The 17,559-nt window shown below is 71.7% G+C and carries 14 protein-coding genes; 13 read left to right on the forward strand and 1 reads right to left on the reverse strand.

Going from position 1 to position 17,559, the window contains the following annotated elements; translation table 11 throughout:
- The first annotated feature begins 1 nt into the window (after window position 1).
- From ACEN9V_RS01020 to ACEN9V_RS01040, 5 genes are all read left to right on the forward strand, one after another.
- On the forward strand, window positions 2–973 hold the full coding sequence (locus ACEN9V_RS01020; protein WP_281264739.1) for an AAA family ATPase: 972 nt from the start codon (window positions 2–4) through the stop codon (window positions 971–973).
- On the forward strand, window positions 970–2,382 hold the full coding sequence (locus tag ACEN9V_RS01025) for a DUF58 domain-containing protein (protein WP_413601780.1): 1,413 nt from the start codon (window positions 970–972) through the stop codon (window positions 2,380–2,382). The genes ACEN9V_RS01020 and ACEN9V_RS01025 overlap by 4 nt, the downstream gene beginning before the upstream one ends.
- Complete coding sequence (locus ACEN9V_RS01030; RefSeq protein ID WP_413601781.1) at window positions 2,379–4,853, forward strand: transglutaminaseTgpA domain-containing protein; 2,475 nt, start codon at window positions 2,379–2,381, stop codon at window positions 4,851–4,853. The genes ACEN9V_RS01025 and ACEN9V_RS01030 overlap by 4 nt, the downstream gene beginning before the upstream one ends.
- A 68-nt stretch (window positions 4,854–4,921) precedes the next feature.
- The gene (locus ACEN9V_RS01035; RefSeq protein ID WP_413601782.1) at window positions 4,922–6,574 is read left to right on the forward strand and encodes a hypothetical protein; all 1,653 of its coding nucleotides are present in this window, start codon (window positions 4,922–4,924) and stop codon (window positions 6,572–6,574) included.
- Window positions 6,575–6,696: 122 nt separating this feature from the next.
- Window positions 6,697–7,344 (forward strand): hypothetical protein, encoded by a 648-nt coding sequence (locus ACEN9V_RS01040; protein WP_413601783.1) that lies wholly within the window; start codon window positions 6,697–6,699, stop codon window positions 7,342–7,344.
- Here ACEN9V_RS01040 and ACEN9V_RS01045 read toward each other — a convergent pair.
- Complete coding sequence (locus tag ACEN9V_RS01045) at window positions 7,341–8,333, reverse strand: asparaginase (RefSeq protein ID WP_413601784.1); 993 nt, start codon at window positions 8,331–8,333, stop codon at window positions 7,341–7,343. The two genes, ACEN9V_RS01040 and ACEN9V_RS01045, sit on opposite strands and share 4 nt — an antisense overlap.
- Before the next feature lie 54 nt (window positions 8,334–8,387).
- On the opposite strand from ACEN9V_RS01045, the gene ACEN9V_RS01050 reads away from it, so the two are divergent.
- From ACEN9V_RS01050 to ACEN9V_RS01085, 8 genes are all read left to right on the forward strand, one after another.
- Window positions 8,388–8,918 carry an OsmC family protein gene (locus ACEN9V_RS01050; RefSeq protein ID WP_402728869.1) on the forward strand — a complete coding sequence of 177 codons (531 nt, stop codon included), beginning with the start codon at window positions 8,388–8,390 and terminating at the stop codon, window positions 8,916–8,918.
- Window positions 8,919–9,893 carry an FKBP-type peptidyl-prolyl cis-trans isomerase gene (locus ACEN9V_RS01055; protein ID WP_413601785.1) on the forward strand — a complete coding sequence of 325 codons (975 nt, stop codon included), beginning with the start codon at window positions 8,919–8,921 and terminating at the stop codon, window positions 9,891–9,893.
- A gap of 4 nt (window positions 9,894–9,897) precedes the next feature.
- On the forward strand, window positions 9,898–11,004 hold the full coding sequence (gene dxr / locus ACEN9V_RS01060; RefSeq protein WP_413601786.1) for a 1-deoxy-D-xylulose-5-phosphate reductoisomerase: 1,107 nt from the start codon (window positions 9,898–9,900) through the stop codon (window positions 11,002–11,004).
- Window positions 11,005–11,145: 141 nt separating this feature from the next.
- Complete coding sequence (locus ACEN9V_RS01065; RefSeq protein ID WP_413601787.1) at window positions 11,146–12,474, forward strand: M50 family metallopeptidase; 1,329 nt, start codon at window positions 11,146–11,148, stop codon at window positions 12,472–12,474.
- A gap of 25 nt (window positions 12,475–12,499) precedes the next feature.
- Window positions 12,500–13,993 (forward strand): purine-cytosine permease family protein, encoded by a 1,494-nt coding sequence (locus tag ACEN9V_RS01070; RefSeq protein WP_413601788.1) that lies wholly within the window; start codon window positions 12,500–12,502, stop codon window positions 13,991–13,993.
- Window positions 13,990–14,532 (forward strand): cysteine hydrolase family protein, encoded by a 543-nt coding sequence (locus ACEN9V_RS01075; RefSeq protein WP_413601789.1) that lies wholly within the window; start codon window positions 13,990–13,992, stop codon window positions 14,530–14,532. Before ACEN9V_RS01070 ends, ACEN9V_RS01075 begins: the two co-directional genes overlap by 4 nt.
- Window positions 14,533–14,589: 57 nt before the next feature.
- The gene (ispG, locus tag ACEN9V_RS01080; RefSeq protein ID WP_402728989.1) at window positions 14,590–15,720 is read left to right on the forward strand and encodes a flavodoxin-dependent (E)-4-hydroxy-3-methylbut-2-enyl-diphosphate synthase; all 1,131 of its coding nucleotides are present in this window, start codon (window positions 14,590–14,592) and stop codon (window positions 15,718–15,720) included.
- An 85-nt stretch (window positions 15,721–15,805) separates the two neighbouring features.
- On the forward strand, window positions 15,806–17,557 hold the full coding sequence (locus ACEN9V_RS01085) for a proline--tRNA ligase (protein ID WP_413601790.1): 1,752 nt from the start codon (window positions 15,806–15,808) through the stop codon (window positions 17,555–17,557).
- The last annotated feature ends 2 nt before the right edge of the window (window positions 17,558–17,559 follow it).

Below are 17,559 nucleotides of genomic sequence, written 5' to 3' on the forward strand. Positions count from 1 at the left end.
CATGAGCATGACCCCCGAGCAGGCCACCTGGTTCGCCGACGTCTCCGGCCGCATCGTGACCAACGTCGAGCAGGTGCTCCTGGGGAAGACGTTCGTGATCCGACTCGCGGTCACGGCGATGCTCAGCGAGGGCCACCTGCTGCTGGAGGACGTCCCCGGCACCGGGAAGACGAGCATGGCGCGGGCGCTGGCGCAGAGCGTGCAGGGCTCGACGAACCGGATCCAGTTCACCCCGGACCTGCTGCCTGGTGACATCACCGGCATCAGCGTCTACGACCAGCGCGCGCAGGAGTTCGAGTTCCACCGCGGACCGGTCTTCGCGAACATCGTGCTCGCCGACGAGATCAACCGCGCGAGCCCGAAGACGCAGTCTGCACTGCTGGAGGCGATGGAGGAATCCGCGATCACGGTGGACGGCGTGAACCACCGGCTCGCGGCGCCGTTCATGGTCATTGCGACGCAGAACCCCATCGAGCAGGCGGGCACGTACCGGCTCCCGGAGGCGCAGCTCGACCGCTTCCTGATGAAGACGTCGATCGGCTACCCCGACCACGCGGCGACGGTGAAGATCCTCGAGACCTCCTCGGCGCCGGCGTCGTCGGTGCCGCTCGCGAGCGTGGTGCCCGCTGCGACGATCACGGAGATGGCGGCGCTGGCCCGCACGGTGCACGTCGACGCGACGATCGCCGACTACGTCGCCCGCCTCGTGGACGCCACGCGTTCGGCGAGCGAGGTCCGCCTCGGCGTCAGTGTCCGTGGTGCGATGGGGCTCATGCGCGCGTCGCGCGTGTTCGCGGCGCTGAGCGGCCGGCACTACGTCACCCCCGACGACGTCAAGGCACTCGCGGAGCCCGTGCTCGCCCACCGTCTCGTGCTCGACGCCGAGGCGGAGTTCGACGGCGTCAGTGCCTCGAGCGTCGTCTCCCAGCTCCTGGTGGAGACCCCGCCGCCCGCGGACCGGGTCACGTCGTGACGGACCGCCGGCCCGTCTCCACGCGCTCGCGCCGTCCCTCGTCGACGCGGTCGCGTCGTTCGAGCACGGCGTACGAGCGCACGGGGACGGTCGCCGGCCTGACGAACGTCCGCACGCGGCTGGTCGGCGACCGCGACGGCGTCGCCGCCGACGCGGTCGTCGGGATCGTCCGTCTGTGGCGCACGGCCTGGAGGCTCGTGGCACGCGGGTGGGCCGAGGTCTCGTCGGTGGTCACCGGCCTGGGCTGGACGGTCGCCGCGCTCACACTCGTCGCGTTCGTCACGGGGTACGTCTTCGGCCTGCGCGAGGTCGTCGTCGTCGGCTTCGCCGGTGCCCTGCTCGTGGTCGTCGCTGCCGTCGCGCTCATCGGTGGGTCGAGGCTGCTCATCCGGATGAGCCTCCCGGTCCGCCGGGTCGCGGTCGGTGACCCGGCCGGCGTGACCGTCACCGCGGAGAACCCCGCACGTCTGCCGTCCGTCCCGATCACGGTCGAGGTGCCGGTCGGCGCCGGACTCGTGGACGTCGCCATCCCGACCATCGCCCCTCGTGGCACGTTCGAACGGGAGGTGCCCGTCCCGACGGTCCGCCGAGGGGTCCTCGACGTCGGTCCGGTGACGGGTGTCCGCGCCGACCCGGTGGGCCTCGTGCGCCGGGAGATCGTCTGGACCGCTCGCGAACAGGTCATCGTGCACCCGAGGACGGTCGCGATCCCGTCGACCAGCACCGGTCTGGTCCGGGACCTCGAGGGGCAGGCGACGACCGACCTCTCGCCTGCCGACATCTCCTTCCACGCGATCCGTGAGTACATGCCGGGTGACGATCCCCGGAACATCCACTGGAAGTCGACGGCGAAGACCGGCGCGCTCATGGTGCGCCAGTTCGAGGACACGCGTCGGTCGCACCTGGTGATCGCGCTCGGCATCTCCAGGACCGAGTTCGCTGACGACGAGGAGTTCGAGCTCGCGGTCAGCGCTGCGGCGTCCCTCGGCAGCCGTGCGGTGCGAGACGGCCGAGAGGTCACGGTCGTGGTGTCCGAACGCACCCCGGAGTTCGCCAAGCGCGCCGTCTACGCCGTGCACCGCCTGCCGACCGTGACCCCGACGCGACTGCTTGACGACTTCGCGACCGTCGGCCTGGCGGACGCCTGCCTGCCCGTCGCAGAGGTCGCTCGCATCGTGGGCAACGACACCGCCGGGATCTCGGTGGCGTTCCTCGTCGTCGGTTCTGCGGTCGAACTCCCCGCGCTCCGCCTCGCCGCCACCCGCTTCCCGATCGGCGTCGAGGTCGTCGCCGTGATCTGCGAGCCCGAGGCCGTCCCGCGGTTCGTGCGAGTGCCAGGACTGACCGTGATGACGATCGGCTACCTCGACGACCTCCGTCACGCGCTGCACCGATCGGCCGCCGCATGAGCGCCCCCGCGGTGGTGCCGTCGCGCGCACGGCGGGACACGCGACGTCGGGCCCGACGGGTGCCGGCGTTCCGGCTCGTCGGCGGAACGCTCGTCGTGTGGCTGCTCCTGGCGGTCGCGAGCGTCGCGTGGTGGCCGGTGTACCGCGACGACGGTATGGTCGTCGCCGCGGTCACCGCGGTGCTCGTCGGTTCGCTCGTCGCGCTGCTCGGGGCCGTCTTCCGTCTGCCGACCGCGGTCGTTGCGATCGCGACGGTCGCGGCGTTCACGGTGACCGGTGTCCCCGCCGCCGTGCCGGGGGAGGCGAACGGGGTGCTCCCGACCGGCCAGGGCCTCCTGGACCTCTTGTCCGGCGTCGCGCTCGGCTGGAAGCGGCTCGTCACCATCAGCCTGCCGGTCGGGACCTACGAAGCCCTCCTGGTGCCGTTCTTCGTGACGCTCCTCGTCGCGACGGTGACGTCCGTGAGCGTGGCGACCCGTGCCTCCAGGCAGGAACTGGCGAGCATCCCGGCACTGGTGCTGTTCGCCGCCGGTGTGGTCGTCGGGCCGAGCCGTCTCGACACGTCGCTCGCCCTCGCGGTCGTGCTCACCGGCATCGCGCTCGTCTGGGCGCTCACGGTGCGCCACGCGCGCCGCGCGGTCGCGGTGGCCGAGACGATCGGCGCCCGTGTCACGGTGACCAGGTCCGTCGTCCGGCCGGCCCTGGTCGGGACGGGGACGATCGTCGCTGCGGCGGTCGTCGCGACCGGACTGGGGCTGGTCGCGCCACCGACCACCGCGCGGACCGTCGCGAGGACGGACGTCGTCAAGCCGTTCGATCCCCGCGACTACGTCAGCCCGCTCAGCGGCTTCCGGGCCTACGAGGAATCGACCGAGGCGGACACCACGCAGCTCCGTGTCACCGGCCTGCCGGAGAACGGGTTCGTCCGGATCGCCACGCTGGACACGTACGACGGCGTGGTCTACCGCGTCGGCGGGACGGACGGCGCGTCGGCGTCGGGCACCTTCGAGCGTGTCCCGACGTCGGTGGACGTCCGCGGCGTGAGCGGGACCACCGTGCACGTCGGGGTGACCGTGGACGGCTACTCCGGGGTCTGGCTCCCGACCGTCGGCGACCTCGAACGCGTCGAGTTCGCGGGCGCTGCGGCGGAGCGGGAGCGCAGTGCGTTCTTCTACAACGCATCGACCCGCACCGGAGCGGTCGTCGGCGGGGTGCAGGACGGGACGCGGTACGACCTCACCGCGGTGGTCCCCGACCAGCCGACGGAGGAACAGCTGGCGACCGCGCGTCCGGGAACCGCAACGGTCCCTGCGGCTCGCAACGTCCCCGACGCCGTGCGCGACACCGTCGAGTCGACGACCACCGATGCCCAGAGCGACGGGGCGAAGCTCGTGGCCGTGGTGCAGGCGCTGCAGCGGAACGGGTACGTCAGCCACGGTGTGGGGGACGACCGGGTCAGCCGTTCGGGCCACGGTGCCGACCGCATCCAGGAACTCCTCACCTCGCCGCTGATGCTCGGCGACCAGGAGCAGTACGCCGTCGCGGCGGCGCTGATGTCCGAGTCGATCGGCTTCCCCACCAGGGTCGTGCTGGGCTTCGCAGCGGGGGGTGACTCCGGATCGACGCCGTCCTCCTCCGGTGCTGCCGGCACGACGACCTTCCGCGGTTCCGACGTGACGGCCCGCATCGAGGTGGACACGGCGCAGTGGGGATGGGTCACCCTGAACCCCAACCCGACCGTCCGGGAGATCCCGAAGGAGCAGGAGCAGACCCCGCAACCGGTCACCAGGCCCGAGACGGTGGTGCCGCCGCCGCCCGTCGACCAGCAGGACCAGGACCAGCAGACGCCGCCGCAGAGCGACCGGAACACGCCGGACCAGCCACCGCTCTGGTTGCAGATCCTGCTCGCGGCACTGCCGTGGGTGCTCGGGACCCTCGCGTTCATCGCCCTGGTGTTGCTGCCGTTCGGCGTGATCGTGCTGCTGAAGCGGATCCGTCGTCGTCGCCGTCGCCGCGCCGCGACGGCCAGGGGCCGCATCGTCGGCGCGTGGGACGAGTACCGGGACGCGTTGCTCGACCGCGGACACGACGTCCGCGCGGAGTCGACACGACGAGAGGTCGCGTCGAGCGCCCCGGGGGACGGCGGCACCGGACTCGCCGCGCTGGCGGACCGAGCGGTGTTCGGCCCGAGCGAGGCGGACGACCGCACTGCGGACCGCATGTGGGAGGCCACCGACACCGCGATCGGGCAGCTCCGCGACGGACGGACCCGGCGGGAGCGCATCCGGACCGCCGTGTCGACGAGGTCGCTGCGCAGCACCGCACCGGGAGCGGCTGTCGCACGTGTCGGCGGCGCACTCCGACGGCGTGTGGGTGCCGGCCAGCGACGGGGTGGAGCCGGCGGTGACTACGATGTCCGGAGGCCCGACGAGCGTCACGGCGGGCCGGACGAGGACAGAGGCAACCTGTGATCAGATGCGAACACTGCGGATCGGTGCTCCCGGACGGAGCGATCTTCTGCGGTGAGTGCGGTCGAGCGGTGAACGCGGCTCCCGGGCGACGATCCGTCGCGCCCGAGCCCGTCGACCGTGCGACACCGCCGCCGCTCCAGCAGCCGGACCAGCACGGCCGTCGCCAGGACCCCGCCGCTGAGGCGTGGCTGCCGGAGTCGACGCTCGACCCCGCCACCAGGGCCTGGCTCACCGGTGCCGATCGCCAGCAGGCCGGTCCGACCGCACCCGTTCCCGTCCGGACGCCGGACGCCTACGCGCCCCGCTCCGCGCCGACCCACGTGCACGGTGCCGGCAGCGGCCTCGGTGCGTGGACGGGCGGCGAGGGTTCTCCGAGCACGCAGGCGCCGACGGAGCCGCCGCTCGACCCGGACGCGTTCCCGTCCGAGCCCGTTGCCGTCGAGGACGACCCGGAGGTCACGCGCGTCGCACCCCGCTCCGGCGCAGGAACCACCCCGGTGCCGCCGACGTTCCAGCCGTCGCAGCCCGTGGCCGAGACCGCCGCCGCGCCGTTCTGGGCGCCGGAGCCCGCACCCGCGACCGCTCCGAGCGCGCCGTCCTGGTGGATCGGTCGAGCCGTCGACGAGCAGTCGGCCGCTGCCGAACCGGTGACGGAGTCGGTGTCCGCCGACCGCGACGACGCAGTCTCGCCGGCCGAGCCGACGGCCGCGCCGGTGCAGGACGAGGCCACGCCCGATGCTCTTCCCGAGGGCGACACCGCTGCCCGGCCGGGCGACACCGCGGTCGTCGAGCCGCTGGTCGACCGCCGGTCGATGCGTCCCACACCGTTGGTCCAGCCCGGGCTGCAGCCGACGACGTGCCACGTGTGCGGCCACCGGCTCGAGCCCGACGACATCTTCTGCGGCGAGTGCGGGGCGGTCCGTCCCGCGGTCACCGCCGCGTTCACCGGTCCCGTGATGCCGTTGCCGATGGACCGTCCCGACTGGGCGGCGAACGACGACGGGTCGCCGGTGGAAGCACCGGACGACGAGATCCCGGTCGACGCGCCGACGGACGACGCCGAGCGGACGGACGACCCCGAGCCGACGGACGAGGTCGGGCCGACGGACGACGTCGAGCCGACGGACGACGCCAAGCCGACGGACCAGGTCGAGGCGACGGACGACGTCGAGGTCTCGCGACAGGATGTGCCCGCGCGCGAGGACGCATCCGTCCCGACCGCAGCACCCCTCCCGCCTGTCCCGACCGTCGCGCCCCTGCCGCCCATCCCCGGTGTGGAGCCTGCTCGACCGTTGTCCGACGCAGACGCCGTGCCCTCGAGCAGCGACGCCGACGAGTCCGCACAGCTCGACGAGGACGTGGACGAGACACGGATCGTCACCAAGACCCCGACGCGTGCGCCCTTCGTCCTGCACTTCAGCACCGGTGAGCGCATCGGCGTCCACGGGACCGGACTGCTCGGGCGTCTGCCCCGCCCCGAGCCCGGCGAACGGTTCGACGACCTGCTGACGATCCACGACCCGGGCAAGTCCGTGTCGAAGACGCACCTCGAGCTCGGGCGCGATGACGCCGACCTCTGGGTGTCCGACCGGTTCTCCGGCAACGGGTCCGTCATCCGGCACATCGACGGATCGATCCGCCGATGCGAGCCGGGTCGTCGGTACCGGGTCGAGCGCGGCGCCCGCGTGGACATCGGCGAGCAGTTCTTCCTCGTGCAGTAGCACCTCCCTGCACACGACGGCGGGCGCCCGGGTTCTCCACGGGCTCCGGCGCCCGCTCTCGTTCGTCGTCGTGGTGCGATGGACTCGACGACATGGGAGCACCAGCCGTTCGATGGTCCGTGTTGGCCGTCGCCGTCGTGGCCGGAGCTGCCGCGTCGCTCCCGGGCCCACCAGGACAGCGAACCGCTGCCCTGTCAGCGGCCGTCGTCCTCGGTGCGATCGCGTCGGTCGTGCGGTCGCGGTCGGCGGACACCGACCGCCCCGCGCCGGTGGAGGCGCGCTTCCCCATGGACGAGGTGGTCGCCGAGCCGGCGCCCGATGGCCGTGCGCTCGACGGCGGTGCACTGCACGTCGGCCGGGTGATCGGGGGAGGACCGGTGTCGATCGACCGCCTCGACGGCGTGCTGGTCGTCGGTCGTGGCGCACTGGCCGCCGGTGTCTTCGCGGCGGTCACGGCAGCCCTCGGGGCGACGGCGACCGCCGATCAGGAGCTCCGGGTCGCCCACGGCGCCGACGTCGTCCTGCCCGAGCTGGCCTGCGCGCCGGTCGCGACGTTGCCGTCCGGGTTCGCGGTGGCCGTGCTTGTCGGCGCAGACGGCAGCAGGGGCGGGTCCGTCGTGCTCGTTCCCGATCTGCGGTTCCGACCACGCCGCCCCTGTCCCACCATCGAGGTCACCCGGTACGGCTGCACGCTCCGCGGCGACCCGGACGAATCCGTCGGGATGGCACTGGCCCCGGTGCTCCCGGGCCTCGACCCGCCTGCGGTCTAGCGGAGCCCGGCACCGGGGCGGATCGACCCGACCGGGACGCCGCCGCCCAGGACCTTCTCGCCGGTGGCGCCGAGCACGTCGGCGACACCGTCCGCCGACACGACGCCGTTCCGCTCGAGCAGCGTGAGCGCTGCCAGCGTGCCGGCGCGGAGTGCTCCGTCGAGGACCTTGACGACGACCGCGGCACCGCCGGGCGCAGCCATGACCATGACCCCCTCGGCGCCGAGCTTGGCGACGAGCCCGAGCCGCTCGATCGTGACCGTGTTCGCTCGCCCGACCCCGTCGATCGCCCAGGGGTTCGCGAGGATCGCGTCGGTGAGGGCCGCCGTGTCGGCGTCGCCGCGCTGCACCACTCCCGCGATGCCACGGGCCATGCCGGTGAACGTCAGCGGGAACACCGGCGCCCCGCACCCGTCGACGCCGACCACGTCGACGACCTCACCGGTCGCGTCCTCGACGGTGGCCCGGACGGCGCGCTGCATCGGGTGGTCGATGTCGAGGTAGGTCGCGGCGTCCCACCCGTTCACCCGGCAGGCGGCGAGCATGCCGGCGTGCTTGCCGGAGCAGTTCATCGCGAGCCGGCGGGGCTCGGTCATGGTCCGCGCCGTCGCCCGGTCGTACGGCATGTCCGGCGGACACCCGAGGTCGGCCTCGACGTGGTCGAAGGCAGCGAGCATGTGCTCGGCCAGCGCCTGGTGCGACGGCGTTCCGGCGTGGCTCGCCGTCGTCATCACGAGTTCCGCGTCCGAGAACCGGGCGCCGGCCCGTCGGATGGCGAGCGCCTGGAACGGCTTCATCGTGGAGCGCGGGTAGATGCTCGCGGAGACGTCCCCGACGGAGTCGATCACCGTGCCCGACGCGTCGACGACGACACCGGCTCCGATGTGCCGGCTCTCGTCGAAGCCGGAGCGTTCGAGCACCGCGAGCTCGACGGAGCCGTCGGCGGTGAGAGGATGGCGGTCGGTGCGGACATCGGTGCTCTCCGTCATACCGAGATCGTACCGAGCCGCACGGCACCGGATCGCCCTGGAAGGGGAGCAGGCATGCACGACCACACCTACGAGGTCGAGGTCCGCTGGACCGGCGACCGTGGGACCGGCACCAGTGGGTACCGCGAGTACGGACGCGACCACGTGGTCTCCGCCACCGGCAAGCCCGATGTCCTCGGGTCCGCCGACCCGACGTTCCGTGGCGACCGCGATCGCTGGAACCCGGAGGAGATGGTGACGGCGGCGCTCGCCCAGTGCCACATGCTCAGCTACCTGCACGTCGCGGTGACGCAGGGGTTCACCGTCCTCGCGTACGAGGACCGTGCCACCGCCTCGATGAACCTGAACCGCGACGGCTCCGGGGAACTGACCGGCGCGACGCTCCACCCGGTCGTGACGATCGCCGAAGCCGACCGCGTCGCAGATGCCGAGGCGGCGCACGCGGCAGCGAACGCCCTCTGCTTCATCGCCCGGTCGGTGGCCTTCCCGGTGCACCACGACGCAACGACCATCGTCGCCGATCCGGCCGGTCGACCGGGTGAGCCCCGACTCGGAGCCGACTCATCGACGAGTGAGGCAGACTAGGTGCCCGTGAAGCGTCTCCGCCTGCTCCCGATCGCCCTGGTGCCCGCCGTCGTCCTCGGACTGGCCGCCTGCTCCGGTTCCGGTTCCACCGACTCGTCGGCGACCCCGTCCGCGTCGTCCAGCGCGACCGCGTCGGCGATCACCAGCTGCCCGAAGCCAGGGAAGGCCTCGGCTGCGATCGACGTCTCCGGTGACTTCGGCGGCAAGACGGCCCCGACCGTGACGTTCTCCAAGGGGATCAAGGCGACGCCGCCGCAGGCGACGACCGTCACCAAGGGGTCCGGCGCGGCGCTGAAGAACGGCGACTACACGCAGGTCGCCTACAGCGTCTACCAGGCGTCGGACGCGAAGAAGCTCGGGACGGTCGGGTTCGACCAGGGCAACGCCCAGGTCCTGTCCGTCGGTGGCAGCGGTTTCGGCGCGCTCCTCGCGTGCTCGCACGTCGGCGACCGCATCGCTGCCGTCGGCGCTTCGTCCGCGCTCGGGTTCAACACCGGCGGCAACATCGTCGTCGTGGCCGACGTCATCGCGCAGACGCCGACGAAGTCCACGGGGGCGGCTCAGACGCAGAACCCCGACCTGCCGACCGTCAAGGACAAGTCCGACGGTGAACCGGAGATCACCATCCCGGACACCACGGCTCCGACCAAGACGACCGCCGAGGTCATCAAGCAGGGCGACGGCGACGAGATCGCCGAGGGGGACACCGCGCTGGTGCAGTACAAGGGCGTCCTCTACGACGGCGGCAAGGAGTTCGACTCCTCGTGGTCGAAGGGCGCGCCGACGACCTTCACCATCGCCGAGGGCTCCCTGATCAAGGGCTTCGTGACCGGACTGGTCGGCCAGAAGGTCGGCTCCCAGGTCATGATCGTCGTCACCCCGGAGGACGGCTACGGCGCCAACCCGCCGGAGGGATCCGACATCCCGAAGAACGCGACCCTGGTCTTCGTCGTCGACATCCTCGCAAAGGGCTGATCCCGTGACCGCGGTCCCGGAGACGGAGCCCGAACGCCGCCGCATCATCGTCCTCGGCAGCACCGGCTCGATCGGCACGCAGGCGCTCGACGTCGTCGCCCGCAACCCCGACCGCTTCGAGGTCGTCGGCCTCACCGCGGGGACGAACGCCGCCACGATGGCCGAGCAGGCTGCCGCGTTCGGCGTCCGCGACACCGCGCTCGGCGCCGCCGACGCCGAGCGCCTGATCCGCAGCGTCGAGGCGGACGTCGTGCTCAACGGCATCACCGGCTCCGTGGGCCTCGGCCCGACGCTCGCCACGCTCGAGACGGACGCCACCCTCGCCCTGGCGAACAAGGAGAGCCTGATCGTCGGCGGCCCGCTCGTGCAGGCGGCAGCGTCACCCGGCCAGATCGTCCCGGTCGACAGCGAGCACTCCGCCATCGCGCAGGCCCTCCGCTCGGGCACCGACGCCGAGGTCCACCGCCTGGTCCTGACGGCCAGCGGCGGCCCGTTCCGCGGCAGGTCCCGTGCGAGCCTCCTCGACGTGACGCCGCAGCAGGCACTCGCGCACCCGACGTGGGACATGGGCCTCGTGGTGACGACGAACTCGGCCACCCTGGTGAACAAGGGCCTCGAGGTGATCGAGGCGCACCTGCTCTTCGGCGTGCCGTACGACCGCATCGACGTCACCGTGCACGCCCAGTCGATCGTGCACTCGATGGTGGAGTTCACCGACGGGTCCACGATCGCGCAGGCATCGCCCCCTGACATGCGGCTGCCGATCGCGCTCGGCCTCGCGTGGCCGCACCGTGTGCCCGGTGTCGGGGTCCCGCTCGACTGGACCTCGGCGAGCACGTGGACGTTCGAGCCGCTCGACGACGAGGCGTTCGGTGCGGTGGCGCTGGCGAAGCGGGTCGGCGAACTCGGCGGTACGTACCCGGCCGTGTTCAACGCCGCGAACGAGCAGGCCGTCGCCGCGTTCCACGCCGGCGCGATCGGCTTCCTCGACATCGTGGAGACGATCGAGCGGGTGGTGGAGTCGCACGAGCCCACGGAGCCGTCGCTCGACGGCGTCCTCGCGTCGGAGCGGTGGGCACGCACCGCTGCGGACCGCGCGCTGGCCCGCTGACGCGGAGACGGGCAGGGCCCACGCCGCCGGTTCCCGGGCGACGCGCCAGCGGCGCACGGGCCGTGCCGGTGGGGAGAGGCACGGGTCACCACCCAGGACACGCTCGGCTGCTTCTTTGCCAGCGTCCCGTACGCTTCTCCGGTGACCGTCGGAACCGTGCTCCTCTTCGTCCTCGGCGTGGTCGTCTTCATCGTCGGCCTGCTGATCTCGATCGGGCTCCACGAGCTCGGTCACCTCGCGTTCGCGAAGCTCTTCGGCGTGAAGGTGACGCAGTACTCGCTCGGCTTCGGCAAGGCGCTCTGGTCGTTCCGTCGGGGCGAGACCGAGTACGGCATCCGCCCGATCCTGCTCGGCGGCTACATCTCGATGGTCGGCATGCTGAAGCCCCGCGCTTCCGGCCGCGCCATCACGAACACGGGCATGTACAGCGCGTTCGTGCAGGACGCCAGGCAGGCCAGCGCCGAGCAGATCGCGGAGTCCGGCGGCGACGACTCGCGGGCGTTCTACCGGTTGACCCCGTGGAAGCGCATCATCGTGATGGTCGCCGGTCCGGCGATGAACCTCGTGATCGGGATCGTCCTGTTCGGTGTGCTGCTCGTCGGGTTCGGCGCGCCGACCACGACCTTCACGTCGAGCGTCGACTGCGTGCTCCCGACGACCGCGACGACCACGTGTTCACCGGGGGACGCCGTCTCCCCGGCGAGGGAGGCGGGGATCCGCTCCGGCGACGTGGTCCTCGCCGTCGGCGGCAAGGAGGACCCGACGATCACCGAGGTCTCCGACACGTTCCAGGAGTCGGCTGGCAGGGCGGTCGAGGTCGTCGTCGAGCGCGACGGTGCACGGAAGACCCTCGAGGTCACGCCGGCGCTGGCCACCCGCGACGTCTACGACGCGCAGGGGAAGGTCGTGAAGAACGACGACGGCACCGCGAAGACCCAGCAGGTCGGTGTGGTCGGGGTCTCGATCGGCCAGACGCTCGTGCGGCAGTCGCCCGCTGCGGTGCTCCCGGCCACCGGGGCGCAGATCGGGGCGTCCGCCCACCTCATCATCGACCTCCCGCAGCGCCTCGTCGCGGTCTGGAACGCGGCCTTCGGCGCCCAGGAGCGTTCGTCGGACAGCCCGGTGTCCGTGGTCGGTGTCGGTCGAGCGATCGGCACGGTGTCGTCGATGAGCGGTGTCCCCGTGGTCGACAAGATCTACACGATCCTCGGGCTGCTGGCGTCGCTGAACATCGGCCTGTTCGTGCTGAACATGGTGCCGCTCCTGCCACTCGACGGCGGACACATCGCCGGCGCCCTCTGGGAGTCGATCAAGCGTCGCGCGTTCACGCTCGTCGGCAAGGCGGACCCAGGTCCCATCGACCTCGCGAAGACCATGCCGCTCACGATGGTCGTCGTGGTGCTGCTCGCCGGCATGAGCGCACTGCTGATCTACGCCGACATCGTGCGGCCGGTGAACCTGTTCGGATAGGCCCCGCCAGCACTACGCTCAGCGCATGAGCACAGCGCCCGAGGTCCGTGCCGTCGAACGGCAGGGCATCGACGTCATCGCCGAGTCCGAGCGGAAGGGGCGGCCCCGCGGGCTGTTCTGGCCGTGGTTCGCCGCCAACATCTCCGTCCTCGGGCTGAGCTACGGCTCGTTCGTGCTGGGCTTCGGGATCTCCGTCGTCCAGGCGACCGTGGTGTCCGTCGTCGGGGTCGTGTTCTCGTTCCTGCTGTGCGGCATCGTGGCGATCGCCGGCAAGCGCGGTTCTGCGCCGACGATGGTCCTGAGCCGCGCGGCCTTCGGCGTGCGGGGCAACCGACTGCCGTCGTTCCTGAGCTGGATCCTCACCGTCGGATGGGAGACCTCGCTCGCCGCGCTGGCGGTGCTCGCGACGTCGACGGTGTTCCGGGAGCTCGGCTGGGACGACGGCGTCGTGACGAAGCTCGTCGCGCTCGTGGTCGTCGCCGCCCTGGTGATCGGCGCCGGCATCGCCGGGTTCGACGTGATCATGCGGCTGCAGGCGTGGATCACCGTGATCACCGCCGTGTTGACGGTCGTCTACATCGTGCTCGTCGCCGGGTCGATCGACTTCGGGGCACTCGCGGCGCTGCCGTCCGGGAGCGCGCAGAACGTCGTCGGCGCACTGGTCCTCGTGATGACCGGGTTCGGCCTCGGCTGGGTGAACGCCGCCGCCGACTACTCGCGCTACCTGCCGCGGTCGGCCTCGACGGGCGGGGTGGTGTGGTGGACGACGTTCGGGGGAGCGCTCGCTCCGGTGGTGCTCGTCGTCACCGGGGTCCTGCTCGCCGGGTCGTCGAAGCAGCTGAACACCGACATCAGTGCCGACCCGATCGGCGCGCTCACCACGCTGCTGCCGGTCTGGTTCCTCGTGCCGTTCGCGATCGTCGCCATCCTCGGCCTGGTCGGCGGCGCGGTCCTCGACATCTACTCCTCCGGACTCGCGCTGCTGAGTGCCGGGATCCGCATCCCGCGCCCGGTCGCCGCGGGGGTGGACGGCGTCTTCATGGTCGCCGGTGCGATCTACGTGGTGTTCTTCGCGACCGACTTCATCTCGCCGTTCCAGGCGTTCCTGGTGACGCTCGGCGTCCCGATCGCGGCGTGGTGCGGCGTCTTCGTGGCCGACGTCGTCCTGCGCCGGAAGGCCTACGCCGAGGGGGAGCTGCACGCGACGACCGGCCGGTACGGTGACGTCCGCTGGGGAGCGATCGGGCTCGTCGTGCTCGGGACCGCCCTCGGTTGGGGACTGGTGACGAACACGTACGGCGTCCCGTCGTGGCTCAACTGGCAGGGGTACCTGCTGGAGCCGTTCGGACTCGGCGGTCGCACGGGTGCATGGGCGTACGCGAACCTCGGTGTGCTGGTGGCCCTGGTCGTCGGGTTCCTCGGGACGCTGCTCTTCGCCCGCCGGTCGATCCGCGAGCAGGAGGCGCTGCCGGTGACCGAGCCGATCGACAGCGTCCCCGCGACGGAGCTGCACCCGTGACTCCTGCACCGGACACCGGCGACGCGTGGCTCGTCGTGATCGACATGCAACGCGTCTTCACCGGCGACAGCCAGTGGGCCGCGCCGCGCTACGACGACGCAGCTGCGGGGATCCAGCGCCTGCTCCCGCGGTTCACGGATCGGACGGTCCGTACCCGCTTCGTCGCGCCGGAGCACCCACAGGGTGCATGGGGCGACTACTACCGGGACTGGCCCTTCGCGCTCGTCCCCGCCGACGATCCGCTGTACGACCTGACGGAGCCGTTCGCGGACCTGGACGGCCCCGTCGTCACCGAGACGTCGTTCGGCAAGTGGGGAACGGGCCTCCAGTCCGTCGTCGGCGACCAGCCGCACCTGGTCCTGACCGGCGTGTCGACGGACTGCTGCGTCCTGTCGACCGCGCTCGCGGCGGCGGACGCCGGCGCCCGCGTGACGGTCGTCGCGGACGCCTGCGCCGGCGCGAGTGACGCGGACCACGAGCGTGCCCTCGACACCATGCGCCTGTACGCCCCACTGATCACGGTCGTCGACACGCTCTGAGGTTCGCGCGCACCCGGAGCGCGTAGAGTTCGATGCGTGCCCGCAGTGAATCTCGGTATGCCCAAGGCCCCGGAAACCCTCGCCCCCCGTCGCAAGTCCCGGCAGATCCGGGTCGGCAAGGTGCTGGTCGGTGGCGACGCGCCGGTCTCCGTGCAGTCGATGACCACGACGCCGACCACGAACATCAACGCGACCCTGCAGCAGATCGCCGAGCTCACGGCGTCCGGCTGTGACATCGTCCGCGTGGCGGTGCCGACCCAGGACGACGCCGACGCGCTGCCGATCATCGCGAAGAAGTCGCAGATCCCGGTGATCGCCGACATCCACTTCCAGCCGAAGTACGTCTTCCAGGCGATCGACGCCGGATGTGCCGCCGTCCGCGTGAACCCGGGCAACATCCGCAAGTTCGACGACCAGGTGGGCGCGATCGCCGCGGCGGCCAAGGCGGCGAACGTCAGCCTCCGCATCGGGGTGAACGCCGGGTCGCTCGAGCCGAGCCTGCTCCAGAAGTACGGCAAGGCCACCCCGGAGGCGCTCGTCGAGTCGGCCGTCTGGGAAGCGAGCCTGTTCGAGGAGCACGACTTCCACGACTTCAAGATCTCGGTCAAGCACAACGACCCGATCGTGATGGTGAAGGCCTACCGGCAGCTCGCCGAGCGCGGCGACTGGCCCCTGCACCTCGGCGTGACCGAGGCCGGTCCCGAGTTCCAGGGCACCATCAAGAGCGCCACCGCGTTCGGCATCCTGCTCAGCGAGGGCATCGGCGACACCATCCGCGTGTCCCTGTCCGCGCCCCCCGCGCAAGAGGTGAAGGTCGGCCTGCAGATCCTGCAGTCGCTGAACCTCCGCGAGCGCAAGCTCGAGATCGTCTCGTGCCCGAGCTGCGGCCGCGCCCAGGTGGACGTCTACCAGCTCGCGAACGACGTCACGACGGGGCTCGAGGGCATGACCGTGCCGCTCCGCGTCGCCGTGATGGGCTGCGTCGTGAACGGCCCCGGTGAAGCCCGCGAGGCCGACCTCGGCGTCGCGTCCGGCAACGGCAAGGGCCAGATCTTCGTCAAGGGCCAGGTCATCAAGACCGTGCCGGAGGCCGAGATCGTCGCCACCCTCATCGCGGAGGCGAACCGCCTGGCCGACGAGATGGGTCCTGCGGCCGCGACCGGCAAGCCCGAGGTCATCACCGCGTAGTCCCGGCCTGGAGGCCCGCGGCGGCTTCTCCACGCCGGTCCCGGCCCGTCGCACGACCGGTTCCACCGCCGCTAGGCTTGCGTCCGTGGTCACACGGCTTTCGCATCTCTTCCTCCGCACGCTCCGCGACGACCCCTCCGACGCCGAGGTGACGAGCGCCAAGCTGCTCGTCCGCGCCGGGTACATCCGTCGCCAAGCCCCGGGGATCTTCGCCTGGCTGCCGCTCGGTCTCCGCGTTCGCTCCCGCATCGAGGGCATCATCCGGCAGGAGATGGAGGCCGCCGGCGCACAAGAGGTCCTCCTCCCGGCGCTCGCCCCGCGTGAGCCGTACGAGGCCACCGACCGCTGGACCGAGTACGGCGACGGCATCTTCCGGCTCAAGGACCGCAAGGGTGCCGACTACCTGCTCGCCCCGACGCACGAGGAGCTCTTCGCGCTGCTCGTGAAGGACCTGTACTCGTCCTACAAGGACCTCCCCGTCACGCTCTTCCAGATCCAGGACAAGTACCGCGACGAAGCGCGTCCCCGTGCCGGGCTCCTGCGCGGCCGTGAGTTCACCATGAAGGACGCGTACTCCTTCGACGTGACCGACGAGGGCCTCGACGCCAGCTACCAGGTCATGCGCGACGCCTACGAGCGGATCTTCGCCCGCCTCGGCCTCGAGTACGTGATCGTCAAGGCCGACGCCGGCGCGATGGGCGGCTCCAAGTCGGAAGAGTTCCTGCACCCGATCGCGGTCGGCGAGGACACCTTCGTGCGCAGTGCCGGCGGGTACGCGGCCAACGTCGAGGCGTACGTCACCCCGGTCCCCGACGCCCTGCCGATCGACGGCCAGCCCGAGCCCGTGCTGCTGCCGGCGTCGGACACCCCGACGATCGACACCCTCGTCGAGCACGCCAACCAGGTCGCTCCGCGTGACGGTGCACCGTGGACGGCCGCCGACACGCTCAAGAACGTCGTGCTCGCGCTGACGCACCTCGACGGCACGCGGGAGATCGTCGTCGTCGGGCTCCCCGGCGACCGCGACGTCGACATGAAGCGGGCGGAGGTCTCGTTCGCCCCCGCAGAGGTCGAAGCCGCTGGTGACGACGACTTCCGGAAGCACAAGGGCCTGGTCAAGGGCTACATCGGCCCGCAGGTCCTCGGCGAGGAGAGCGCGACGGGCATCCGGTACTTCGTCGATCCGCGCGTCGTCGACGGCACGGCGTGGGTGACCGGCGCGAACGAGCGCGGCCTCCACGTCTCGGGCCTCGTCGCCGGGCGTGACTTCGTCGCCGACGGCGTGGTCGAGGTCTCCGACGTCCGTGCCGGCGACCCCGCACCCGACGGCTCCGGCCCGCTCGAGACCGCCCGCGGCATGGAGATCGGCCACGTGTTCCAGCTCGGCCGCAAGTACGCAGAGGCCCTCGGGCTCAAGGTGCAGGACGAGAACGGCAAGCTCGCCACCGTGACGATGGGCTCGTACGGCATCGGCGTCACCCGCATCCTGGCGATCCTGGCCGAGGCGCACAACGACGACAAGGGCCTCGCGTGGCCGAAGCACGTCGCGCCGTTCGACGTGCACGTCGTCGCCACGGGCCGCGACGAGACCGCGTACGACCTCGCCACGTCGATCGTCGCCTCGCTCGAGGACGACCGCTACGACGTGCTGTACGACGACCGTCCGAAGGTCTCTCCCGGCGTCAAGCTCCGCGACGCCGAGCTGCTGGGCATGCCGATCGTGATCGTCTCCGGTCGTGGTGCCGCGGACGGCATCGTCGAACTGTGGAACCGTGCGAGCGGTGAGCGCACCGAGGTGCCGGTCGCCGACCTGCTCGAGGCGGTCCGCGCGATCTAGCA

Origin of the sequence: Curtobacterium sp. Curtsp57, from assembly GCF_047324335.1 — a bacterium.
In the GTDB taxonomy this organism is placed as follows: domain Bacteria; phylum Actinomycetota; class Actinomycetes; order Actinomycetales; family Microbacteriaceae; genus Curtobacterium.

Bases quoted from the DNA above. Each gene is read 5' to 3' on its own strand.
- ACEN9V_RS01030 (WP_413601781.1), top strand. From the start codon at position 2,379: ATGAGCGCCCCCGCGGTGGTGCCGTCGCGCGCACGGCGGGACACGCGA.
- ACEN9V_RS01045 (WP_413601784.1), bottom strand. From the start codon at position 8,333: ATGACGGAGAGCACCGATGTCCGCACCGACCGCCATCCTCTCACCGCC.
- ACEN9V_RS01020 (WP_281264739.1), top strand. From the start codon at position 2: ATGAGCATGACCCCCGAGCAGGCCACCTGGTTCGCCGACGTCTCCGGC.
- ispG (WP_402728989.1), top strand. From the start codon at position 14,590: ATGCCCAAGGCCCCGGAAACCCTCGCCCCCCGTCGCAAGTCCCGGCAG.
- ACEN9V_RS01050 (WP_402728869.1), top strand. From the start codon at position 8,388: ATGCACGACCACACCTACGAGGTCGAGGTCCGCTGGACCGGCGACCGT.
- ACEN9V_RS01070 (WP_413601788.1), top strand. From the start codon at position 12,500: ATGAGCACAGCGCCCGAGGTCCGTGCCGTCGAACGGCAGGGCATCGAC.